General features: G+C 62.0%; 22 protein-coding genes and 1 tRNA gene. 11 read left to right on the plus strand and 12 right to left on the minus strand.

Annotated elements, in window-relative coordinates:
- Positions 1-157 precede the first annotated feature (157 nt).
- Both NKG95_RS28250 and NKG95_RS28255 read left to right on the plus strand, forming a co-directional pair.
- Positions 158-616 carry a phasin gene (locus tag NKG95_RS28250; RefSeq protein WP_352482378.1) on the plus strand — a complete coding sequence of 153 codons (459 nt, stop codon included), beginning with the start codon at positions 158-160 and terminating at the stop codon, positions 614-616.
- Positions 617-961: 345 nt separating this feature from the next.
- Positions 962-1,038, plus strand: a tRNA-His gene (locus tag NKG95_RS28255).
- 44 nt (positions 1,039-1,082) lie between these two features.
- On the opposite strand, the gene NKG95_RS28260 is transcribed toward NKG95_RS28255, so the two are convergent.
- Complete coding sequence (locus tag NKG95_RS28260) at positions 1,083-2,006, minus strand: LysR family transcriptional regulator (protein ID WP_352547841.1); 924 nt, start codon at positions 2,004-2,006, stop codon at positions 1,083-1,085.
- 137 nt (positions 2,007-2,143) lie between these two features.
- Here NKG95_RS28260 and NKG95_RS28265 point away from each other — a divergent pair, with 137 nt between their 5' ends.
- The 4 genes from NKG95_RS28265 to NKG95_RS28280 all read left to right on the plus strand — a co-directional run bounded on the left by NKG95_RS28265 (position 2,144) and on the right by NKG95_RS28280 (position 4,816).
- Positions 2,144-2,896, plus strand: coding sequence for an SDR family NAD(P)-dependent oxidoreductase (locus NKG95_RS28265; RefSeq protein ID WP_023719387.1), 753 nt, complete (start codon positions 2,144-2,146; stop codon positions 2,894-2,896).
- Positions 2,897-2,978: 82 nt separating this feature from the next.
- On the plus strand, positions 2,979-3,707 hold the full coding sequence (locus NKG95_RS28270; protein ID WP_352482372.1) for an SDR family oxidoreductase: 729 nt from the start codon (positions 2,979-2,981) through the stop codon (positions 3,705-3,707).
- On the plus strand, positions 3,707-4,051 hold the full coding sequence (locus NKG95_RS28275; RefSeq protein ID WP_502913991.1) for an Atu4866 domain-containing protein: 345 nt from the start codon (positions 3,707-3,709) through the stop codon (positions 4,049-4,051). The genes NKG95_RS28270 and NKG95_RS28275 overlap by 1 nt, the downstream gene beginning before the upstream one ends.
- Positions 4,052-4,561: 510 nt before the next feature.
- Positions 4,562-4,816, plus strand: coding sequence for a DUF768 domain-containing protein (locus NKG95_RS28280; RefSeq protein WP_023719384.1), 255 nt, complete (start codon positions 4,562-4,564; stop codon positions 4,814-4,816).
- Positions 4,817-4,877: 61 nt separating this feature from the next.
- On the opposite strand, the gene NKG95_RS28285 is transcribed toward NKG95_RS28280, so the two are convergent.
- The 3 genes from NKG95_RS28285 to NKG95_RS28295 form a co-directional block, all read right to left on the minus strand.
- Positions 4,878-6,005 (minus strand): DmpA family aminopeptidase, encoded by a 1,128-nt coding sequence (locus tag NKG95_RS28285; RefSeq protein ID WP_353043109.1) that lies wholly within the window; start codon positions 6,003-6,005, stop codon positions 4,878-4,880.
- A 7-nt stretch (positions 6,006-6,012) separates the two neighbouring features.
- Positions 6,013-7,578: an exodeoxyribonuclease VII large subunit gene (gene xseA / locus NKG95_RS28290; RefSeq protein WP_353043110.1), complete on the minus strand. Its 1,566-nt coding sequence runs from the start codon at positions 7,576-7,578 to the stop codon at positions 6,013-6,015.
- Positions 7,579-7,651: 73 nt separating this feature from the next.
- Positions 7,652-8,554 (minus strand): LysR substrate-binding domain-containing protein, encoded by a 903-nt coding sequence (locus NKG95_RS28295; RefSeq protein ID WP_353043111.1) that lies wholly within the window; start codon positions 8,552-8,554, stop codon positions 7,652-7,654.
- A gap of 161 nt (positions 8,555-8,715) precedes the next feature.
- Here NKG95_RS28295 and NKG95_RS28300 point away from each other — a divergent pair, with 161 nt between their 5' ends.
- Positions 8,716-10,143 carry an MFS transporter gene (locus NKG95_RS28300; protein WP_353043112.1) on the plus strand — a complete coding sequence of 476 codons (1,428 nt, stop codon included), beginning with the start codon at positions 8,716-8,718 and terminating at the stop codon, positions 10,141-10,143.
- Positions 10,144-10,204: 61 nt separating this feature from the next.
- Here NKG95_RS28300 and NKG95_RS28305 read toward each other — a convergent pair whose 3' ends face one another.
- The gene (locus NKG95_RS28305; protein ID WP_353043113.1) at positions 10,205-11,161 is read right to left on the minus strand and encodes a LysR substrate-binding domain-containing protein; all 957 of its coding nucleotides are present in this window, start codon (positions 11,159-11,161) and stop codon (positions 10,205-10,207) included.
- 178 nt (positions 11,162-11,339) lie between these two features.
- On the opposite strand from NKG95_RS28305, the gene NKG95_RS28310 reads away from it, so the two are divergent.
- Entirely contained in the window at positions 11,340-11,630 is a 291-nt protein-coding gene (locus tag NKG95_RS28310; RefSeq protein ID WP_023716459.1) for a DUF1127 domain-containing protein, read from the plus strand.
- Between the two features lie 194 nt (positions 11,631-11,824).
- Here the strand turns inward: NKG95_RS28310 and NKG95_RS28315 are convergent, their stop codons facing one another.
- From NKG95_RS28315 to NKG95_RS28325, 3 genes are all read right to left on the minus strand, one after another.
- Positions 11,825-12,799 carry a DUF937 domain-containing protein gene (locus NKG95_RS28315; RefSeq protein ID WP_353043114.1) on the minus strand — a complete coding sequence of 325 codons (975 nt, stop codon included), beginning with the start codon at positions 12,797-12,799 and terminating at the stop codon, positions 11,825-11,827.
- A gap of 102 nt (positions 12,800-12,901) precedes the next feature.
- Entirely contained in the window at positions 12,902-14,275 is a 1,374-nt protein-coding gene (locus NKG95_RS28320) for a glutamate--cysteine ligase (protein ID WP_353043115.1), read from the minus strand.
- 204 nt (positions 14,276-14,479) lie between these two features.
- The gene (locus tag NKG95_RS28325; protein ID WP_353043127.1) at positions 14,480-15,214 is read right to left on the minus strand and encodes a 16S rRNA (uracil(1498)-N(3))-methyltransferase; all 735 of its coding nucleotides are present in this window, start codon (positions 15,212-15,214) and stop codon (positions 14,480-14,482) included.
- 222 nt (positions 15,215-15,436) lie between these two features.
- Between NKG95_RS28325 and NKG95_RS28330 the strand changes: the two genes are divergently transcribed.
- Complete coding sequence (locus NKG95_RS28330) at positions 15,437-16,090, plus strand: HAD family hydrolase (protein ID WP_353043116.1); 654 nt, start codon at positions 15,437-15,439, stop codon at positions 16,088-16,090.
- A 148-nt stretch (positions 16,091-16,238) separates the two neighbouring features.
- Here NKG95_RS28330 and NKG95_RS28335 read toward each other — a convergent pair whose 3' ends face one another.
- Positions 16,239-16,931 carry a hypothetical protein gene (locus NKG95_RS28335; protein ID WP_353043117.1) on the minus strand — a complete coding sequence of 231 codons (693 nt, stop codon included), beginning with the start codon at positions 16,929-16,931 and terminating at the stop codon, positions 16,239-16,241.
- Between the two features lie 74 nt (positions 16,932-17,005).
- Between NKG95_RS28335 and NKG95_RS28340 the strand changes: the two genes are divergently transcribed.
- Together NKG95_RS28340 and NKG95_RS28345 are read left to right on the plus strand one after the other, a co-directional pair.
- Entirely contained in the window at positions 17,006-17,704 is a 699-nt protein-coding gene (locus NKG95_RS28340) for a type 1 glutamine amidotransferase (RefSeq protein WP_353043118.1), read from the plus strand.
- Positions 17,705-17,995: 291 nt separating this feature from the next.
- A complete protein-coding gene (locus NKG95_RS28345; RefSeq protein WP_023716466.1) occupies positions 17,996-18,136 on the plus strand; it encodes a hypothetical protein in 141 nt (46 codons plus the stop codon).
- A gap of 28 nt (positions 18,137-18,164) precedes the next feature.
- Here the strand turns inward: NKG95_RS28345 and NKG95_RS28350 are convergent, their stop codons facing one another.
- The 3 genes from NKG95_RS28350 to NKG95_RS28360 are packed head-to-tail and all read right to left on the minus strand — an operon-like array spanning position 18,165 to position 20,969.
- Positions 18,165-18,935 (minus strand): metallophosphoesterase family protein, encoded by a 771-nt coding sequence (locus NKG95_RS28350; protein ID WP_352494024.1) that lies wholly within the window; start codon positions 18,933-18,935, stop codon positions 18,165-18,167.
- Positions 18,936-18,973: 38 nt separating this feature from the next.
- The gene (locus NKG95_RS28355) at positions 18,974-20,110 is read right to left on the minus strand and encodes an alpha-hydroxy acid oxidase (RefSeq protein WP_023716468.1); all 1,137 of its coding nucleotides are present in this window, start codon (positions 20,108-20,110) and stop codon (positions 18,974-18,976) included.
- A gap of 55 nt (positions 20,111-20,165) precedes the next feature.
- Positions 20,166-20,969 (minus strand): FadR/GntR family transcriptional regulator, encoded by an 804-nt coding sequence (locus NKG95_RS28360; RefSeq protein ID WP_353043119.1) that lies wholly within the window; start codon positions 20,967-20,969, stop codon positions 20,166-20,168.
- Positions 20,970-21,252 lie beyond the last annotated feature (283 nt).

Consider the following 21,252-nt stretch of genomic DNA (forward strand, 5'->3'; position numbering starts at 1 on the left):
GCGGAATCTCTAGGCGCGTGGTTAACGTCGCGAAACAAATAATCAATGGTGCGATGCAACAAACATGTTGCAATGCACAAAATTTGCCTTTATATTGCCACGATAGATGAACGAGACGGCTTTCTGTCAAAGCCGCTGCCGCTGAAAAGGATGGAAAATGTCCAGGACCAAGACCGCCGACACGATCGAAAACGTTGAATTCCCAAGCTTCGACGCTTCCAAGGCCACCGATCAGATCCGCGCCTTCGCCGAAAAGGGCGTCGAGCAGTCGAAAGAGGCCTATGCCAAGCTGAAGACCGGCGCCGAGGAGACCCAGAAGGCTCTGGAGTCGACCTACGAGACCGCCAAGACCGTTTCCAGCGACCTGTCGCTCAAGACCATCGCCGCCCTGCGCGCCAATGCCGAGGCCGGCTTCTCGCATTTCGAAGCCCTGATTGGCGCCAAGTCGCTGTCGGAAGTCGTCGAGCTGCAGACTGCGTTCCTGCGCAAGCGCGTCGAAATGACCGTTGAGCAGGCCAAGGACTTCCAGGCGGTTGCTGCCAAGGCGGCTGAGGACGTATCCAAGCCGATCAAGACCGCCTTCGAGAAGGCCGTGAAAGAAATTAAGATCGCCTAATATTTGCACACAGTTTGACGATGCATCAAAAGGTCGCATTTCGTCAGACAAATAGATGTGCGATATAGTGGTTTAAGCGAATACCCGGCGGGTGGAACCTCCTCCCTCTGCTCACCGGGATAACCAGCCAGCACCTCCTCCCGCTGGCTCGTAACAGGAAAAGGCCGGCACCTCCTCCCGCCGGCCTTTTCTTTGTCCGGCGAAAAATGACGCTATGCCGGAGCGATCTTTTGCTTTGCCAAAAGCCTTGAATTAAACTCCGATAGCCCGTATGGACGCATCGCCGAACGACAGAGCGGGTCCCGGAGAATGAACGTTCCGTCTGGATATCGCTCGGGCAAGCGTGCCGTTGTAGCTCAGATGGTTAGAGCGCCGGATTGTGGATCCGGAGGTCGCTGGTTCGATCCCAGCCAACGGTACCATTCAGCTTTCAGCCAGGTTTCTGACCAATAGCGCCAAGCGATCTCTACGACCCTGGCGCGGTCACCTGCGATCCCGCCTGACGCGCACCGCGCAGGTGATCCACAAGGGCTCTCAGCTTCGGCGCGATATTCCGTCGGCTGGGAAAATAAAGATAGAAGCCCGCAAACGGCGGAAAATAGTCGTCGAGGATTGGCACAAGCTCGCCGCGGTCGATCCAGGGGCGGAATGTGTCCGCCATGCCGAACGTGATTCCGGCGCCTGCAACGGCCAGCCGGATCATCAGCCACATGTCGTTAGTGGTGATCTCGGGCGCAACCGCCACGTCGAACTCGCGCCCGTCCTCGCCAAACTCCCACCGATAGGGCGAAACTCCCGGCGCCGGCCGCCAGCCGATACAACGATGAGCCACAAGCTCGCGCGGATGGGCGGGTGCTCCGAACTTTTCGAGATAGCGCGGGGCGCAGACGGCCATCTGTCGCTGATCGCCCGATACCGGCACGGCAATCATGTCCTGCTCGATCACTTCGCCGAGCCTCACGCCCGCATCATAACCTTCGGCAACGATGTCGAATTCCTCGTCGGTGACCACGATATCCAGATGCACCTCGGGAAATCTTTCTGCAAAGGACGCCAGCAACGGCCCTGACAGAAACGTCTCCGCGATCGACGAAACCGCGATCCGCAGCCGGCCGCGTGGGCGGTCCAGAAACTCCGTGGTGGCTTCGATTGCCGCGTTCACGTCGGCGATCGCCGGTGCGACGCTCGCCAGCAGGCGCTCGCCCGCCTCGGTCAGATTTACGCTACGTGTCGTGCGCTGCAGCAATGCGATCCCCAGGCGCTGTTCAAGCCTGAGGACGCTCTGGCTGACCGCCGAGCGCGTCACGCCCAGGCGGTCTGCCGCAGCGCGGAAATTGCGTTCCTCGGCCACTGTGACGAAGACGGCAATTGCATTGAGATCGATGTCCATTGGTTAGCTAAACTTACCATCGAGGTTACCAGCGGGCGGGTTATCGCGACAATGCCATGGCTCTATCTCTGTCGCAATGGCAAGAAAGGCTTGATCCTCCCGATCAAGCCGATGCCGGATGACCAAGGAGATAACCCATGACATCACTGCCTTCCTCCTGGAACCTGGATGGAAAAGTCGCCCTCGTGACGGGCGCGGCACGCGGCATCGGCCGCTGCACGGCGGAGCTGCTGCGTGCCAGGGGTGCCCGGATCGTGGCAAGCGATCTCAGCGACACTGTACGTGAATTGGAAGCCGAGGATGTGGCAACCCTGGTCGGTGATGTCGCTGACGAGGCTCTGGCCAGACGCTCGGTCGAACTCGCGGCGAAGCGCTTCGGACGACTGGACATCGTCGTGAACAATGCCGGTCGCACGCTCAACAAACGTCTGACGGAGACCTCGGTCGACGACTATGACCGCATCCTGCAGATCAATGCGCGCGGCAGCTTCGTCACCGCCCGTGCCGCGGTGGAATTGATGGCCGCCGGCGGTGGCGGCGCGATCGTCAACGTCTCGTCGATCTCGGCCGTCGCGGCCTTCGAGACGCAGGCGGCCTATGCCTCCTCCAAGGCGGCTGTCGCACAGCTGACCAAGGTGATCGCGATCGAATACGGGCGCATGGGCATTCGCTGCAACGCCGTTGCCCCTGGCGTGATCGAAACCGACATCATGGAAGGTGTGGTGGAGAATGGCCGGGAGATGCTGCGCAGCTTTGGCGATGCGCATCCGATCGGCCGGATCGGCCAGCCGCAAGAAGTTGCCGAGGCCATCGCCTTCCTAGCCTCGCCGGCGTCCAGCTTCATCACCGGGGCCCTGCTTCTGGTTGATGGCGGCTACACCGCCCAGTGACCCAAATAAGGCTGGCGTCCCGCGGGAGCTCACCCGCACGCCATCCCTTCACATCGTGAAAAGAACCAAAAGGATCATCTCGATGACCATGAACAAAGTTGTTCTGATCACCGGTGCCTCCAGCGGCATCGGTGCTGGCATCGCCCGCGAACTTGGCGCGGCAGGTGCAAAGCTGATGCTTGGCGCACGGCGCACCGACCGCCTTGAAGTCCTCGCAGCCGAAATCGAGGCAGCTGGTGGAATCGTTCGCGTACGAGCGCTCGACGTCACCAAAAGGGCGGATGTCGCAGCATTCGCCGATGCTGCGCGGGCCGAATGGGGCCAGGTCGACGTCATCGTCAACAATGCGGGCGTCATGCCGCTCTCGGCCATGGCCGCCATGAAGGTCGACGAGTGGGAGCTGATGGTGGACGTCAACATCAAAGGTGTTCTGTACGGCGTCGCGGCGGTGCTGCCGGAGATGACGGCACGCGGCTCCGGGCATATCATCAATATCGGTTCCATCGGCGCACTGGCCGTCTCGCCCACGGCTGCCGTTTATTGCGCAACGAAATACGCTGTCCGCGCGATTTCCGATGGGCTCCGCCAGGAGAGTGACGATATCCGCGTAACCTGCATTCATCCTGGCGTGGTGGAAAGCGAACTGGCGAACACGATCTCCGACGAAGCCGCTGCCGCCGCCATGAAAACCTGGCGTGCTATTGCCCTGCAACCCGATGCCATCGCCAGGGCAGTGCGCTACGCAATCGAACAGCCCGACGATGTCGATGTCAACGAGATCGTCGTGCGTCCGACGAAGGCGGCGCATTGATGCGATCCACTTTGGCCGCAATGCTTACGGGTATTGCCGTTGCTGTAGCCCCAACCGGCCTGACCCTTCCTTCAACTCCAATCCTTGCGGAGGAATCAATGACGCGCCAAGATCACCCCTATGTCGGAATGTGGATCACCGAGGATCGCCATATCAGGCACGAACTCCTGCCGAACGGCCGTTATGACGAAGCGCGCGGTGACCGCGAGAGCGCCTATCGGGGACGCTATGAAGTGCAGGGCAACCACATAGAATACTGGGACGATACGGGCTTCACCGCGGACGGTGAGTTCGTCGAAGGCGTTCTCTATCATGCCGGCATGATCCTTTATCGCCAGCGGTAGAGAGCCACCCTGAGACAAGCAATTCAGGGTTCCACAAGACGCTATTGCATGCCTTGCATGAGGCGCTCGGCAGTTTGCACCGCAAGGCCCGCCACACCACATATCTCCCAGCAAGCGCGGCGGAAAGAAGCAGGATCGCGGGCAGAGTCGACATTGCAAATGGTTGTCACTATATAGCGGCGGCTTTGACGGCTCGCCTTTTACGTGGTGCCGGCGAGTGCGCGGTAAATGTGCTAGCTATTGTGTTATCTATTGTGATCTAAAACGGCTTGAAAACCGAAAAAAAGCAAATAGAAACAATAGCGCGGGTCAAACGAGTTTCGTCGAGAGAATCAGTCCTCAAGAACCAGAACGTGCTCCTTGAACCCACCATTCCCTTCAGCTCTGTGGACCTCGGACAAATTCGGCTTGCCGGGCGAAGCCGACTCGGCTCGAATGGCAGCACGCATCTTTTCGAAGATGCCGACGTTTATGATTACCAATCGGCATAGCCGCTAGGGAAACAGCAGTATGAGTGAACACGCGATCGAGTTCTTGCGCGGGTGGATTGGCGAAAAAGTCCATTGCCAGCCCTCGCCAGCCAGAATCGAGAAGCAGGCCGAGACCCTCGCCAGGGAATGTGCGGCCAAAGCTGCCGAAGCCGGCATACCCCTGGAGGATATCCAGGAAGAGGTCGGCGACATTCAGGAGCTCATTGCTTCGAGGCTCGAAGAGGCGGCCGAGGCCGATCAGGACGAGCAGAATTCCAACAAGCCTGCCGGCTGACGGATCGCCCCCGGCAAAACCTGCCGGGCGATTATTGCCTGTCTGATGCAGTTGCGCGGTCTTATCGCCGCGCAGCCTTGCCAAATCTCTCCTCGAGCCATGCTTTCGGCAACGCCGGCACGAAATTGCCGTCGCGCCCGGTCATGTCATCATTGGCGACCAGCGCGTTGAGGATGGCTTCCTCCACGCTCTGAACGACGGCGTCGAAGAACGGGTTGATGTCGGCATCCGGTATATAGCCGGCGCTGACCAGCTTGCCGGCCGCGCCGCGCGCCGCATCGGCATTGGCCGTGCTGAAGGCCAGAAAAATATCGCCGGATGAATTGTATCCATAGCCGCCGGTCAGCGCGACGCCGAGCGGCACGCGTTTCGCCAGTCTTTTCAACTGATGCGGCATGAATGGTGCATCGGTGGCGACGATCGCGATGATCGAGCTCTTTTCCGCTCGCGGCGTGTTGTCCCGGATCGCCGGTTCGGCGAGTTCCGCGCCGGCCCTAACGCCACGCACGACAAGGTTCCGCCGCGCACCGAAATTCGACTGGACGAAGCAGCCGATCGTGAAACGCTCTCCGTTCCAGTCGACGCTGCGCGAGGATGTGCCCGATCCCGCCTTGAAGCCAAAGGTGATCATGCCGGTGCCGCCGCCGACGCTGCCCTCTTCGATCGGCCCGCTTTCAGCCGTCTCGAGCGCCGAAAATACATGCTCGAAGCTCACATGGTGGCCGTTGATGTCGTTTAGAAAGCCGTCATAAGTCTCGCCCGCTACCGGCAGTGCCCAGGCGCTGTCGAGCGATTGCGGCAGCACCTTCTGCATCCAGCGCAGCGTTGCGTCGCGGCTGACGCCGCAGGAATGCGTGTTGGTGATGGTGATGGGAAGATTGAACGCTCCGAGTTCCTCTATCAGATGCGAGCCGGTCAGTTCGCCATTGCCATTGGCGCTGAACACGCCGGCGAACGCCGGTACGGCCAGTTCGCCCCTGGGCCGTGGCAGGATCGCGGTCACGCCGGTGCGTACTGGACCCTTGCCGACAACGAGCGGCCCGTCCCCTGAGATCAGCGTGGTATAGCCGACCCTCACGCCAGGCACATCGGTGATGGCGTTGAAGCGGCCCGGCGTGCCATCGAATGGGATCGCGAAGGCGCGGGCGCGCGGTTTGCCCGAGGGCGTCGCAAGATGAGGGTCGGTCATTTCTTCCTCAGAAAAGCGAACCTTGGCCGCCCGGCGCCTTGAGCTTGGCCGCGGGCTTGGCAACCGTCTTCGGCCGCGCCGTGCCACTGATGGCGACTGCATCCGCGGTGCCGTCGGCGAACTCCAGCGAAAGCGCCATTCCCGACACCACGTCCGCCGCATGCTTGACCACCGCGCCGTCCACATCCTTGACCAGTGCGAAGCCCCGCGCCAGCACGGCCTTGTGCGAGAGCGTCGCCAGCAACCGATCGGCCTGCGTCAGTTTTCCACGCAGACGGTCCAGTCGTCTCGAAATCGCGTGGTCCTGCCGTCGCGTCAGGGCCAGCAGGGCATCGCCTTGCAGTTTCTGCCGCCTCGCGATCGGCGCCGGTGACAGTCTGGCCGCCGTGCGCGAAAACCGCGCCCGACGCTCGCGCACGATGGCAAGGAACGCCGCTTGCGCACGGGCGAGGTCGCGGCGGGTCAGCGTGCGGGCTTCGTTCATGCGCCGCGACAAGGTGGCCGGCGTCAGCCGCTGCCCCAGAAGCCTGGCCCGCTTGCGCTCGACGCTGACCGACAGCGCCCGGCCAAGCCGGCTCGTCGCCTCGTCGAAGCGCCGCCGCGGCAGCGCCAGCAACTGGTCGGGCGAGGGCAGCGCACGGGCGGCCGCGCGCGCCGCTTGCCGCTTGCGTTCGAAATTGCGCGACACCGCGGTCTTCAACCGTGCGCTGAGACCGGCAAGCGTCGCTTCGAGGTCGACCTTGACCGGCACGGCGATTTCGGCGGCGCCCGTCGGCGTCGGCGCCCGCACATCCGCCGCCAGATCGACCAGCGTCCAGTCGGTCTCGTGGCCGACCGCGGAAATCAACGGAATGGCCGAAGCGGCGACGGCCCGGGCGAGCGCTTCGTCGTTGAAGCCCCACAGATCCTCCAGGCTGCCGCCGCCGCGTGCCACGATCAACAGGTCGGGCCGCGGGATGGCGCCGTCCCATGGCAGTGCGTTGAAGCCGTTGACGGCAGCGGTCACCTCCGCTCCCGCCATTTCGCCCTGCACCCGCACCGGCCAGACGAGCACATGCAGCGGAAAGCGGTCCTTGATGCGGTGGATGATGTCGCGGATGACGGCGCCTGTCGGCGAGGTGACGACCCCGATGACGCGCGGCATGAAGGGCAGCAGGCGCTTGCGGCCGGCGTCGAACAGGCCTTCGGCCTGCAGCCGGCGCTTGCGCTCTTCCAGCAGCGCCATCAGCGCGCCGGCACCGGCCGGCTCAAGATTGTCGATGACGATCTGGTAGTTGGACTTTCCGGGATAGGTGGTCAGCCTGCCGGTGGCGATCACCTCCATGCCTTCCTCTGGACGGAATTTCAGCCGGCTCATCGTGGTCTTCCACACCACGGCGTCGAGCCGCGCGCGATCGTCCTTCAGGCAGAAATAGGCATGGCCGGAGGAATGCGGCCCGCGATAGCCGGAAATCTCGCCGCGCACCCGTACATTGCCGAAGACGTCCTCGACCGTGCGCTTCAGCGCGCCGGAAATCTCGCTCACCGTATACTCGGTGGCGTTGGTGCGTGATTCGGATGCTGTGTCGCTCATCGGCCGATTGGGGGACGGTTGTTGGCCGCCGTCAAGGCGCCTGTATCCGGCCGCGTGTCATAACGCGATCCCATCATCTCGCTACGGCCAAAAATTCGGCAGCCAGATAATCGCTGAACGCTCGAACTGCCGGCAACAGGCTGCGCCCCGAAGGCGACAGCAAAGTGATCCCAGCTTCTCCCGCCGTCCATTGCGGCAGGATGCGTTGCAATATGCCATTGCCTGTTTCGGCCTGGCAGAAATAGGCCGGCAGCGCCACGATCCCCAGGCCCGCAATGGCAGCCTGTTTCAGTGTTCCCAGATCGTCGCTGCGCAAGCGCGCCGTGAGCGGCATCAGGACAGTCTCGCCGCCGATATTGCGCAGATTCCAGACCGCCCCGCCGGTCAGCCCGTTCAGTGCGAGGCCGCCATGGTCGGCAAGGTCCTGTGGGCTTGTCGGTGTGCCTGCGCCGGCAAGATAGATGGGTGCGGCGAAAAGATGCCAGGGCGTCGGCGCGAACCGACGCTGGATCAGGCTGGAATCGGGCAGCGGCTCGACATGGCCGCGAAGCGCAAGGTCAAACCCCTCGTCGACAAGATCCACATACCTGTTGGTCGCGTGCTGGATGATGTTTACCTTGGGAAACTTTAAAAGGAACCGGGGTAGCAATTCCGCCAGGAACGACTGCGCCATGCCGATCGAGCAGGTGAAGCGGACCGTACCGCTGGGCTCGGCCAGTCGTCGCGCCGCGGCGCCTTCGGCCGATTCCGCCTCGACCAGCATTCCCACAGCAAACTGATAGACCTCCTGGCCGATATCAGTGACGGCGAAGCTGCGGGAGGTTCGCTGGATAAGACAGACGCCCAGCTGTTTCTCGAGCTCGATGATGCGCCGGCTGATGTTGGACTTTGATCGTCCAAGCGCGTGGCTTGCGGCAGTGAAGCTCTGTTTCTCGACCACCTTCGCAAAATAATAAAGATCGTTCAGATCCAGCACAGTCGCACATCGTTGCCAATAGAGGACGATGCTTCCAGCTCTACGCCATTTTGGCTGTTTCGTCCAGATATTACCTTGCCAATTGCCGCGCTGATCAGCGGGTGCTGGGCTCCATTTGGAAATCAGCGGGTGCTGGGCTCCATTTGGAAAAAGGAATAGGCATGACCGACCAGTTGAATATGAGCCACCACTCGAGCGTGGCTGACGTATCGGCCCGACCACGGTTTGGTCTGGTTTTGACATTGCTGGCTTTTGCCCAGCTTATTATTTCGATCGACTACAATATCGTTTTTGTCGCTTTGCCCGAGATCGGACTGGGCCTCGGCTTCTCGGCGCAGACCCTGCAATGGGTCGTGAGTGCGTATGCGGTTGCGTTTGGCGGCTTCCTCTTGCTTGGAGGCAGGGCATCCGACCTGCTTGGGCGTCGGCGAATGTTCGTTTTCGGGCTTGTCCTCTACGCAGTGTCTTCGCTGGTCGGCGGTTTCGCCACGACGCCTCAGATCCTGATTGCCGCGCGCGCCGTGCAGGGCTTGGGCGGCGCTTTTCTTTTCCCGGCCACCCTGTCGCTGGTCAACACCACCTTCAGCGAAGGCCGCGAACGCAATATCGCTTTGTCCGTATGGGCCGGCTCTGGTGCCGGGGGCATGGTTCTGGGCTCGTTGCTTGGCGGCGTGCTGACCCAGGCATTCGGCTGGGAGGCGGTGTTCTTCGTCAATGTGCCTTTGGCCGGCATCGCGATCGTGGCGGCCTTTCCGGTGATTCTAGCAGACAACGGGTACCAGTCAGGCCGCAAGTTCGATCTGCCGGGCGCATTGACGGCGACGGTCGGTACCACCCTGCTCGTTTTCACGCTCGTCCAGGGTCCAGAGTACGGCTGGGCTTCACAGGGTATTCTGGTCAGCGCTGCCGTTGGGATCCTGTTGCTGGCGCTCTTCGTGGCCATAGAGGCGCATAGCCGCGACCCGTTGCTGCCGCTGCGGCTGCTGGCCAACCGCAACCTCAGCACCGGCGTCGTCACCACATTCCTGTTCACCGCCACGTTCGGTTCGTTGCTTTATTTCCTGTCTTTCTACTTCCAGACAGTGCAGGGCTTCGGCGTTCTGCAGACTGGTTTCGCCATCATGGTCCCGATGTTGGCCGTCTTGTCGGGCAATGCGCTGAGCGGTCGGATGGCGACCCGCCTGGGTACACGAAACACGCTCGTCATCAGCCTTGCGATCGGCGCGATTGGTACGGCGGCCCTGGGCATGGCCATGTCGGCGGACAGCACTTATGCCGAGCTGGTCCCCGGACTGATTGTCTTCAGCCTCGGCGGCGGCATCACCTTTCCAACAATGTTCGCAGCCGCAGCCAAGGGCGTTGCCGCGCATGAGCAAGGCATCGCCTCAGGCATTGCATCCACGGGTCAGCAGGTTGGTAGCGCGGTGGGGCTGGCTATCCTGGTAGCCGTTGCAAACGCCGGCACCGGCGGTTTGACAGGAGAAGCGCTGCGCGTCGCTACCGCGGAAGGTGTGCGGATGGCCGTCTATCTCGCCGCTGCCGGTACTGCGGCGATGATCCTCGTCGCACTGAATTTCCGTCGTCATTGAGGCCGAACTTGCTTCAGCTCCGCGGTGGCGGGGCCCCCATGGCGCTATGAGACACGAAACCCTACCAGCCCGGCAAGATCTGGTTCGGCTTGGTCCGCTTCATCTTCGAAAAGGCGAGTGCGGCAAAGTCGAAGGTTCCCGACTCTTCGCCGAGCGGCACGGAAATATTGTCGAGGCTTTCCGAAATGTGGCGCGCGAGCGCATCGACGATCTCCGGCCGCGAGGTCTGGCCGCGCATGATGCCGATGCGGCAATCGGGCAGGGCGCCGAAACCGTCGGCCTCGCCCAGCACCCGCATGCCGGGCCGCAGCGCGCATTCCGGCAGCACCGAGATCGCCAGGCCGGAAAGCACCGCCGCGGCGATGACGGTGGCCGAGAAGCTGGTGAACAGGATGCGGTAGTCGCGGTTCTGCTGGTCGAGCACGTCGGCGGCGGCCCGCCGCCAGATGCAGTTCGGCCGGCCGAAGGCCATCGGCAGGATCGGCTGCTCATGCGTCGCATGATTGGCCGAGGTAACCCACAGCAGCGGTTCGCGCCGCACCACTTCCGATTGGCCGCGCGCGTCATTGTGCGTCACCAGCGCCAGGTCGAGATTGCCGCGCTTGATGTGTTCGACCAGTCCCGGCGTCGGTTCGCAGATAACGGTCAGTTCGACATGCGGGTTGGAACGGGCAAACCGCGCCATGATCTCGGGCAGGAAGCGATCGGCATAGTCGTCCGGCGTGCCGATGCGGATGGTGCCTTCGAGCCGGCGGTCGTCGAAGGCGGCCAGTGTTTCCTTGTTGAGATAGAGCAGCCGCCTTGCGTAAGAGAGCAGCCGGTCGCCTTCCTCGGTCAGCCTGTTGGTGCGGCCGTCTTTTTCGAACAGCGGCTTGCCGATCCGCTCTTCCAGCCGCCGCATCTGCATCGACACCGCAGACTGGGTGCGATGCACCGCTTCCGCCGCGCGGGTAAAGCTGCCGGTGTCGACAATCGAGATGAAGGTCTGCAACTGATCGAGATCGAGCGGCGCTTTCATCGGTCTAATCCATCATTGATGTTGATGCTAAAGATTAGAAACATTCGTTGGATTAATCAATCGCGCCGTGGCAAATTCCGACTGTCCACATGAAAGCATGTGAATCGAAGCCGGAACGGCCGCTGTCGCCAGCGCCCGATCGACTGGTTTCGCTCGTTCGAATGTGAAGGAGACCGACATGGCTACGTTTGATTTCGCTACCGAGACCTCGCGCATCACCTCGCGTCCGGCCGTTGCGACGCGCGTGGCCAATGCCGCTGCCAATGTTTACCGCGCCTGGAAAAACCGCCGCGCCTTTTATCGCCTCGGCGAGATGTCGGATGCCGAACTCGCCGACATCGGCCTGACCCGAGCCGACCTGCACGTCGCTGTCGGTGTGCCCTTTGGCCGCGATCCGACCGAGAGGCTTCGCGTTATCGCGGTCGAGCGCGCCGAAACGATCGAGGATATTGCCCGCAAGGTGGCCTGATCGCACAAATTCGCGATTTTGGTCGCATTGAACCTTTTTGAGGCACGAAGCCACCAAGTTACGCAGGCTCCCCACTCCCTGCCGGATCCCCCCGGCCAGCCTGCGCGCTGCCCGGTCCTCCCAGGACCGGGCTTTCTTTTTGGGCGGCACTGACAGAGTCCCATCGCGATTTTTTGTCGGGGATGGAACAGGTTCTACCGCCGGCCCATACCCTGCTTGAACTGGTCGAAGATCGACTCCATGCCTTTCTGGTAGTCGTCGCGCTGCTGGGCACCAGTCTCGAACATCTTGCCGAACAGGTCGTCGAACGGATTTCTCGGCCTGCCGCTCGGATTGGCCTGCGGCTGCGGCGCCTGGGGCTGCTGGGGCGCCTGACGCGCCTGCGGCTGCGGTTGTTGCGCACCACCGCCGAACATGTCCTGCAGCACCTTGCCGAGTGGATTGTCGCCATAAGGGTTCTGTGTCTGCTGCGGCTGGGTTTGCGGCTGCTGCCCGCCGCCGAACATGTCCTGCAACAGCTTGCCGAGCGGGTTGTCGCCGTAAGGGCTCTGCGTCTGTTGCGGCTGCTGTGCGCCGCCGAACATATCCTGCAGGACCTTGCCAAGCGGATTGTCCGCCGGGCCTGCAGGCTGAGGGGCCGGCGCCTGGCTGCCGCCGCCCGCCTGCCGCATCATCTGCTCGATGAGCTCGCCGAGCGGATTGCCGCCGCCGGGCCCACCCCCTGCCGCATGCATCTGCCCGCCTAACTGGTTGGTGGTCTGCTTGAACAGCCCGCCCATCATCATCGAGGCAATTGCCGGCAGCATCTGCTGCAACACCTGCTGGCTGACACCGCTCGCCTGCGCGGCCTGGCTGGCGACGGCGCGTGACAGATCCTTCGAGCCGAACAAATGCCCCAGAATTCCGTTGCCTTCATCGAGGCCCTGCGGCGAGAAGGCCCGGCTTGCATCCTCGAAATATTTGGCGTGCTGGCCGCTGGCCATCGCCGTCATGAAGGAGCCGAGTCCATAAGGGTCCGCTGTGTTGCGCTTCAGCCCCTGCGAAAAGGCCGGCAGCAGCGCCGCGACCGCCGCCTGCGTCTGCTGCTGCGAAAGCCCGAACTGCTGGGCCAGCGCCTGCATGCCATTGCCGTTCTGGGCCTGTGCCAGAATATCGAACAAGGAAGGCATTGTTTTCTCCTCCGGCAAATCCTCGTTTGGAGAAGCCTAGTTCGTTTCCATCACTGATTGAAGCGAATTTGCCGGACCGTGGCTCATGCGGATAGCGAAGCGTTAATACGCGTATTCCATGAACACCGGCTCGATCGAGCCGCCCCAGCGTGTGTGGTAGGCCGACAGCATCTCTTCGGCGCTGGTCGTGCCGCGCGCGACGACTTCGTCGAGCGTGTTGAGGAACGAGGTCTCGTCATAGCCGTCGCGGTTCTTGCGGCCGCGGTTCTTCAGTCCCATGCGCGAGATGACGAGCACGTCGCGGGCGATCTCGCGCAACGTCGTGTTGCGGAAGGGCGCTGAAATGCCCTGTTCCGGCACTGCGTTGCGCATTGCCAGCACTTCGTCATAACTCCAGCTCGAAGTCAGCGCCTCGGCCGCGTCGAGCGCAGCCGCATCGTAGAGCAGCCCGACCCAGAAGGCCGGCAGCGCGCAGATGCGCCGCCACGGCCCGCCATCGGCGCCGCGCATTTCGAGAAAGCGCTTCAGCCGCACGTCCGGGAACAGCGTCGACAGATGGTTCGCCCAGTCGCCCATCGTCGGCAGCCCGTCCGGCAGTTCGTTATGGGCAGCACCTGCCATGAACTGGCGGAAGGTGATGTGCGTCATGTCATGGTACTGGCCGTCGCGGATGACGAAATACATCGGCACGTCGAGCGCCCATTCGACATAATCGGCAAAGCCGAAATCGGGCGAGAAGCAGAATTCGAGCAGGCCGGAGCGCTGGTTGTCGGTGTCGCGCCAGATCTCGCCGCGCCAGCTCTGCAGGCCGTTCGGCCGACTTTCGGTGAAGGGCGAGTTGGCAAACAGCGCCGTCGACAGTGGCTGCAATTTCAGCGACACCTGCATCTTGCGGCGCATGTCGGCTTCGCTCTCGAAGTCGAGGTTCACCTGGATGGTGCAGGTCCGGTACATCATGTCGAGGCCCTTGGTACCGACCTTGGGCATGTAGCGGGTCATGATCTCGTAGCGCGATTTCGGCATTTTCGGCGTCTCGGCCAGCGACCATTTCGGGCTGCCGCCAAGGCCGAGAAAACGAATGCCCATCGGTTCGGCGATCTCGCGTACCTGCGCCAGATGCGCATTGCCTTCGCGGCAGGTCTGGTGGATCGTCTCCAGCGGCGCGCCGGACAGCTCGAACTGGCCGCCGGGTTCCAGCGAGATCGCGCCCTGGCCGGTCGGCTCGACCAGGCCGATGATGCGGCCGGCATCCATGATCGGGTCCCAGCCGAGTTTGTCCTGCATGCCTTCGAGGATGGCGCGGATGCCGCGCTCGCCGCCATAGGGCACCGGCGCATTGCCGTCGATATAGAACGGGAATTTCTCGTGCTCGGTGCCGATCCGCCATTTGTGGCGCGGCTTGTTGCCTTCGGCCAGGTGCTCGACGAGTTCGTCGACGCTTTCTATCGGCCGGAAATCGGTAGTATCGCGCGCCATAATAGCCCTCCGCACATGACCCCGAAAATCGGCTTCGATTTTCGGAAAGGATCATGTGCCCAATCAATATGCTACAGCGTCCTTTGCGCGCCCGAAAGGACGCGCTGCGCTGCAGAGCGGCCGGACGACCGCCGGCGCTAGATGGACGAAATGTCAGTAGCCGTTCAAGCGAAAAATCCTGAGCCAGAGGGTAACGGGAATTGATCACCAATCGCCGATTGTCGCCTGGATCAGCGCCAGTGCCGCCACCGCCGCCGTATCCGCTCGCAGGATGCGCGGCCCGAGCGGAATGGCGGTAACGAACGGCAGCGCTCTCAGCATCCTGCGTTCCTCGTCGGAAAAGCCGCCCTCCGGCCCGACTAGCAGCGCGAGCTTGTTCTCCCGCACCGCCTGCAATGCCGGCAGGGGATTGTTGGTGGCGGCATCCTCGTCGCAGAAGATCAACCGCCGCTCACGATCCCAGTTGCCGAGCAGGCGCTCGAATTTTTCCGCTTCGCGCACATCCGGTACCGCCAATATGCCGCATTGTTCGGCCGCCTCGACGACATTGGCGCGCAGGCGCTCGATGCCGGGTTTTGCCACTTGCGTATGCTGGGTGATGACCGGCTGCAGGCTGCCGGCGCCCATCTCCACCGCCTTTTGCACGAGGTAGTCGAGCCGTCCTTGCTTCAGCGGCGCGAAGCAATAGACGAGATCGGGCAGTGGCGGCTGCGGTCGCTGCAGCGCCATCACCTTCAGGCGCAACGCCTTCTTCGATTTCGCGGCGATCGCCGCCGACCATTCGCCGTCGCGGCCGTTGAACACCAGAACCTCGGCGCCTTCGCCGAGCCGCAGCACATGCGAGAGATAATGGCTCTGCTGCGGGCCGACGTCGAACTCGGTATCCGGTCCAAGCTCGTCCGGCACGAACAGCCGCTGCATCTTGTAATTGGCGCGCATCGCCGAGGAATGATCGAGGCTGTCCCCGGCGTCAAGCCGTGCATGCCGCAGAGACGACACGCCCTTGTCGGAAGTACCAAACCGCGCCGAAGAGTGCCCAGCGTCTTCCCGGCCACTTTAAGATGGCTTTGGCGACGTTCGAAGCCAACTTAAAGTCGATCGGAGCCCCGCTAGAAGGATTCACTTCTGGACCCTAAAGCTCATAGATGCAATGAAATGCCAATGAGTAAGCTGGTAATATTCGACTGTGACGGAACTCTAGTGGATAGCGAAATCATTGCTGCCGAGGTCTTCCCGTCCGTTTGGTCCGCAATGGGCCTGGAGATGACGACAGACTATTTCTTATGTCATTTCGTTGGCACGGGAAGCGATGCGGAAGTTGTTAAGAAGACGATGGCATTGTTGCCGCCCGACGCAATGGACATAGCAGATAGAAAATTTGAGGAAGAACTTGCTCTCCGTCTTCAAGCTGTTCGAGGAATTCCTCAGGTTGTCAAAGGTTTATCTTTTCAATCGTGCGTCGCATCTAATAGCTCTCTGAATTACATTAAAAATGCACTCGCAAAGACATTACTGGCTGAATTTTTTGAGGGCAGAGTTTACAGCTCTCACGACCTTGGAAAACCGAAACCAGCTCCTGACATATTTCTCCATGCAGCCAGCGAGCTAGGTTTTTCGCCAGCGCAGTGTGTAGTGGTGGAAGATAGCTTGTCAGGGATCAAAGGCGCTCAAAATGCCGGAATGTCTGTTATAGGATTTATGGGTGGACTCCATTGTAACTCAGTTGTTAGAGAAAGAATAATTTCAGCAGAAGCTGACTACTATTGTTCTTCGGCGGAAGAACTGAGCGAGCTTCTCCGAAGCCTTTCCAAATAAGGGCCACTGTCATTAGTTCCTACGATCCTGCCTGAACACCGGGCAGCTTAACGCTCGTGAGGCGATTTTGAAGGGACGGGGCCTGCGTTCTTAAAGGCGCTGGCTATGCGTTCAACCGACTAAAACCCACGTTTCAAAGATGACCGAATCAAGGCCTATGACTTCCTGACCACCGCGTCGATGAGGCATCCGAAACTGCCCAGACCGGGCGGTACCCGGCCCGAAGCACAGCCACGCTTGTCGGCGGTGTAATCATTAGCGGATCGGTTAGCGCCGGCGCATCGAAGTTGATTGGCGGCTGGTAACCGCCGAAACTCCAGGGCAGCGCGGCGCCGTCAAACAGGGCATATGCCCTGTTTCCTGACGAGATCATCGTGCCGTCAGGCAAGTCCGCAAGCGCCTCCGGTTTCAGTCTCGGCGCCTGTCCGCCCGATGCCAGCCGCTCCTTGTGCAGGCGCTTGTCGAGTTGCGGCGCGCGTGGCTCGGCAATGCCGAAGGCGTCGCCGAAGCGCTGGACAAAATCCCTGGCTCGCTCGCGCCGGCAGAAGAAGCACGGCCGGTGCCCGGCCGCCAGCGCCGTCACCTCGTCGAGGAAAAACAGTTCGGTCCAGCCGGCCTTGCCGCCCAATTGGTCGTCGCTTTGCCGGTTGCGACCCATCGGCTCGCGCCGCACGTTGCGGAATTCGCAGACGCAGATGATCCAGGCTTGCAGCGCCCAGCGCTTCCTCAACAGCGTTCTCGTCTCGGCGTCGTGAATGATGCCGCGATTGCCCATGAACAGGCCGCGCTCCGGCACGGCATGGATGGCGCCGAACGGATCGACCCGGTTTTGCAGTGGCATAGGCGTTCCCTGTTGGCTGCAATGCTGGCGCCATGATATCGCTCGCTGCATCGATTTCATGTCAGCAGGTTTCGATGCGGGTCTTGGTTGTCCAGAACTTCGACAATGAGGGCCTTGGCCAGATCGGCGCGGCACTTGTCGAGGCGGGCGCCGATATCGACCTGCGCCGGCCCTATCGCGGCGACGCGCTGCCGCAAGATAGCGGCGGGCATGACGCCATGGTGGTGCTCGGCGGCGCCCAGAATGCACTGGACGACGAGCTCTGTCCTTATTTTCCGGGCCTGCTCGACCTGACGCGCGATTTTGCCGAGAGGGATCGCGCGGTGCTCGGCATCTGCCTTGGCGGCCAGTTGGTCGCGCGCGCCTTTGGCGGCGAGAACCAGATCGGCGGTGCCTCGGAGTTCGGCTGGCACGAGGTCGCGCTCACCGCGACCGCGAACGCCGATCCGGTGCTCGCCGCCTTGCCCGAAAAATTCCCGATCTTCGAATGGCACGACGACACCTTTGTCTTGCCTGAGAGGGCCGTGCGGCTGGCCGGCAACGCCGTCGCCGAGAACCAGGCGTTCCGCATCGGCCGCGCCGTCTATGGCTTCCAGTTCCATTTCGAGGCCGACCGGCCGATGGTTCGCGACTGGAGCACCTCCTTCGCACCGCTGATTGCCGAGCGGCATCCTGAATGGGCAGGTCGGCTCGACGATGAAATGGCCCGCAACGGACCGCAAGCCGATGCCGCCGGCCTGGCCATCGCCCGCGCCTGGGTGGCGACGATCTGACGACTCATACAGCCAACGTTGCCTATTTGGCGACGTTGCATATTTGGCACGCGGCGCCAAATCCGCCGGGGATAACGCGTTTCATCCTTGGCCTGTGTCAATCCGCTAGCCTAAAAGGCGCCGCTCTGCATCTTCCGTGCAACCGCGATGAACCTATCCTGTGACCCGCGCGACACACCGCCGATACAGAACATGCCTAGAAGCGCGAAACCGTCAGACATTTGCGACGAATTTTGCGTTTCAACGCATTGGTAACCCGCTCGTGCATAGATGCAGGAAGCTCAACAAGAGATGACGTCCGTGAAAGCAGCCTTTTTGTCCTTTGCCATGTTGTCGGCCATTGTCTTGTGCGGCCTCGGCATTTATTCCGCCGACGCAGCCAACAACCACAATGCCGTCGACGGCTACGGCGTCACCGCCGCGCTTCGCTAGACCCTCTGCTCATAACCCCACGCCTTCCCTAAGCCCGCTCACCCGTGACTGTCAGGATATGCTTGTCCGCGCCGTCCACGACGAGCGCGGTGAGGTTTCCCGACTGCCAGGCGAGGGTGTCGACATTGACGCGGTTGCCTGTGATCTCGGGCTTGGGCACCGGCGTATGGCCGTGCACCACGATCTTGGGATGAAGACCGGTGTGATCGTGGAAGACCTCGCGGATCCAGATCAGGTCCTGCCGGCTCTGGCTTTCCAGCGCAATGCCAGGCCGGATGCCGGCATGGCAGAAGAAGAAATCGCCGAACGTGACTGAAAAGGGCAGCGAGCGCAGGAACTCGACATGGTTCTGCGGCACTGCCTCGACCAATGCGGCGTGGCCTTGCCGCAATGCCGCATCGGCGCGGCCAAACCAGGCGCTGCTCCCACCGAGCGACACGCCATAGGATAGCGCCGTCTGGATGCCGCCATAGCGCATGAACAGCCCGTCCGGATCGGGGACATCGAGAAAATCGAGGAAGCCGAGATCATGATTTCCGACCAGCGTCAGGTGACGCGGATCGCGTTTTTGCGCGTCAATCAGGAAATCGATGACGCCTTTGGAGTTCGGGCCGCGGTCGACATAGTCGCCGAGATGGATCACGCGCCAATCAGCCGACGGCCTTTGACCGAGCTCCGCCTCGATCCGCCGGTGCATGGCGGTCAGCAGGTCGAGCCGGCCGTGCACATCGCCGATCGCATAAAGGCGCATGCCTTGCGGTCCGCGCGCCTCGTAAAAATTGATGCCGGGCTCCGTCAATGCCTGCGTCGCCTCCGTGGTCATGCCGTCACGGGACTTTAGCGCCGAAGCTGATCCTTGCCCATGTCGGTGACCAGACGCTTTCCGCACAGTGCCAGCGTTATGTCCATCTCCTTGCGGATGATTTCCAGCGCCTTGGTAACCCCTTCCTTGCCGAGTGCGCCGAGGCCGTACAGGAAAGGCCGGCCGATATAGGTGCCCTTGGCGCCGAGGCACAGTGCTTTGAGCACGTCCTGGCCGGAACGGATGCCGCCGTCCATATGCACCTCGATCGTGTCGCCGACGGCATCGGCGATCTCTTCGAGCGCCATGATCGATGACGAGGCGCCGTCGAGCTGGCGGCCGCCATGGTTGGAAACGATGATCGCATCGGCACCCGACCTGGCCGCCATCATCGCATCTTCCTTGTCGAGAATGCCTTTCAGGATCAGCTTGCCGCCCCAGCGCTCCTTGATCCAGGCGACGTCCTTCCACGACAGATGCGGATCGAACTGCTCCTTCGTCCACGACGAAAGCGAGGCGAGGTCGCCGACGCCCTTGGCATGGCCGACGATGTTGCGGAAGCTCCGGCGCTTGGTCCCGGCCATGCCGACGCACCAGCGCGGCCTTGTCGCCATCTGCCAGAGGTGCTTCGGCGTCATTCGCGGCGGCGCCGAAAGCCCGTTGCGGATATCCTTGTGGCGCTGGCCGAGGATCTGCAGATCGAGCGTCAGCACCAGCGCCGAGCATTTCGCCGCCTTTGCCCGGTCGATCAAATCGAAGACGAAATCCTTGTCGCGCAGCACATACAGCTGGAACCAGAACGGCTTCCTGGTCACCGACGCGACATCCTCGATCGAGCAGATGCTCATCGTCGACAGCGTGAACGGCACGCCGAATTCCTCCGCCGCCTGTGCCGCCAGCATCTCGCCGTCCGGATGCTGCATGCCGGTCATGCCGGTCGGCGCCAGCGCCACCGGCATCGCCACCTTCTCGCCGATCATGGTCGATTCCAGCGAGCGGTTGTCCATGTCGACCAGCACGCGCTGGCGGAACTTGATCTTCTGGAAATCCTCTTCGTTGGCCCGGTAGGTGCTTTCGGTCCAGGCGCCGGAATCGGCGTAGTCGAAGAACATCTTCGGCACACGGCGGCGCGCCAGGTCCTTGAGGTCGGCGATGGTGAGGATGCTGCTCATGGATCTTTTTCCGCTGGTTCTTCGCTGGTTCGTCGTTGAATTTTCTGGCCGCGCCCTACGGCTGTTTTCTTGCCGGCTCACCGTCACCGGGCTCGGAGCGCTGCCTGAGCCTCAGCCGCGACACGCGCTGCCAGTCGCCGCTGCGCTCGGCCTCGGCCATCGACCGTTCGACATAGGAGATGTGGTCCATCGCCGCCTGCCGCGCCGCGGCCGGATCGCCGGCCTTGACCGCGGTGTAGATTGTCCGGTGCTGCGAAAGCAGTGCCTCGCGCGCACCCGGCACGCTGAACACCAGCCGCCGGTTCTGGAACACGCCTTCCGACAGCAGCCGATAACAGGAGCGCAGCGTGTGCAGCAGGATGATGTTGTGCGCGCATTCGCAGATCGCGTGATGGAACTCAACGTCGATTTCCGCCTCGTCGTCGAAATTGCCGGTCCGGTGCGCCTCGTCCATCCGTGCCATGATGCGGTCGAGCAGCGCCAGATCGTCCGATGTGGCGCGCCGCGCCGCATATTCCGCCGCCACCGCCTCGATCTCGCGGCGGTACTCCAGATAGTCGGTCACCGCCTTGCGATGCATCGAGATCAGGTCGGCCACCGGCTTCGTGAACAGCTGGCCGATGACGTCGGCGACATGGGTGCCGCCGCCTGGCCGTGTCGTCAATAGCCCGCGCCCTTCCAAGGCTTTCAAGGCATCGCGCAGGATCGGCCGCGACACCTCGAACTGGCGCGCCAGCTCGCGCTCGCCCGGCAGCCGGTCGCCGGTGCGCAGCACGCCTTCGAGGATCAGGCTCTCGATCTGCTGCACCACCTCGTCGGCGGTGCGCGAATGCTCGATCCGGGAGAAAATGTCGCTCAAACGGGGTGCCTGGGGGTTGAACCGATGTCGCGCAAGATAAAGCCAGCGTCGCCAACTGGTCAAATTATTTATCCAATTCGCCCGGCCGGGTCGGTTTCACAGCCGCGGCTTCATATCACCTTCTGCTAAACTGGCTGTTTGCGTCCCCTGGCGATTGCCTCTAGAGCAATTCCAGGAAAAGTGTGAAACGGTTTTCCGTCCGGAATTGCGCAGAATCAAAGGGATAGAGCGGTTCGGCGTTTCCGTGAAACGATAAAACCGCTCTAGAGGGACATCATTGCCA

The organism is Mesorhizobium sp. M1423 (assembly GCF_040317575.1).
Taxonomy (GTDB): Bacteria; Pseudomonadota; Alphaproteobacteria; order Rhizobiales; family Rhizobiaceae; genus Mesorhizobium.

What these genes read in the sequence shown, in the direction of transcription:
- NKG95_RS28250 (WP_352482378.1), top strand. Translation starts at nt 158, where the DNA reads ATGTCCAGGACCAAGACCGCCGACACGATCGAAAACGTTGAATTCCCA.
- NKG95_RS28260 (WP_352547841.1), bottom strand. Translation starts at nt 2,006, where the DNA reads ATGGACATCGATCTCAATGCAATTGCCGTCTTCGTCACAGTGGCCGAG.
- NKG95_RS28265 (WP_023719387.1), top strand. Translation starts at nt 2,144, where the DNA reads ATGACATCACTGCCTTCCTCCTGGAACCTGGATGGAAAAGTCGCCCTC.
- NKG95_RS28270 (WP_352482372.1), top strand. Translation starts at nt 2,979, where the DNA reads ATGACCATGAACAAAGTTGTTCTGATCACCGGTGCCTCCAGCGGCATC.
- NKG95_RS28275 (WP_502913991.1), top strand. Translation starts at nt 3,707, where the DNA reads ATGCGATCCACTTTGGCCGCAATGCTTACGGGTATTGCCGTTGCTGTA.
- NKG95_RS28280 (WP_023719384.1), top strand. Translation starts at nt 4,562, where the DNA reads ATGAGTGAACACGCGATCGAGTTCTTGCGCGGGTGGATTGGCGAAAAA.
- NKG95_RS28285 (WP_353043109.1), bottom strand. Translation starts at nt 6,005, where the DNA reads ATGACCGACCCTCATCTTGCGACGCCCTCGGGCAAACCGCGCGCCCGC.
- xseA (WP_353043110.1), bottom strand. Translation starts at nt 7,578, where the DNA reads ATGAGCGACACAGCATCCGAATCACGCACCAACGCCACCGAGTATACG.
- NKG95_RS28300 (WP_353043112.1), top strand. Translation starts at nt 8,716, where the DNA reads ATGACCGACCAGTTGAATATGAGCCACCACTCGAGCGTGGCTGACGTA.
- NKG95_RS28305 (WP_353043113.1), bottom strand. Translation starts at nt 11,161, where the DNA reads ATGAAAGCGCCGCTCGATCTCGATCAGTTGCAGACCTTCATCTCGATT.
- NKG95_RS28310 (WP_023716459.1), top strand. Translation starts at nt 11,340, where the DNA reads ATGGCTACGTTTGATTTCGCTACCGAGACCTCGCGCATCACCTCGCGT.
- NKG95_RS28315 (WP_353043114.1), bottom strand. Translation starts at nt 12,799, where the DNA reads ATGCCTTCCTTGTTCGATATTCTGGCACAGGCCCAGAACGGCAATGGC.
- NKG95_RS28320 (WP_353043115.1), bottom strand. Translation starts at nt 14,275, where the DNA reads ATGGCGCGCGATACTACCGATTTCCGGCCGATAGAAAGCGTCGACGAA.
- NKG95_RS28325 (WP_353043127.1), bottom strand. Translation starts at nt 15,214, where the DNA reads ATGCGCGCCAATTACAAGATGCAGCGGCTGTTCGTGCCGGACGAGCTT.
- NKG95_RS28330 (WP_353043116.1), top strand. Translation starts at nt 15,437, where the DNA reads ATGAGTAAGCTGGTAATATTCGACTGTGACGGAACTCTAGTGGATAGC.
- NKG95_RS28335 (WP_353043117.1), bottom strand. Translation starts at nt 16,931, where the DNA reads ATGCCACTGCAAAACCGGGTCGATCCGTTCGGCGCCATCCATGCCGTG.
- NKG95_RS28340 (WP_353043118.1), top strand. Translation starts at nt 17,006, where the DNA reads ATGCGGGTCTTGGTTGTCCAGAACTTCGACAATGAGGGCCTTGGCCAG.
- NKG95_RS28345 (WP_023716466.1), top strand. Translation starts at nt 17,996, where the DNA reads ATGACGTCCGTGAAAGCAGCCTTTTTGTCCTTTGCCATGTTGTCGGCC.
- NKG95_RS28355 (WP_023716468.1), bottom strand. Translation starts at nt 20,110, where the DNA reads ATGAGCAGCATCCTCACCATCGCCGACCTCAAGGACCTGGCGCGCCGC.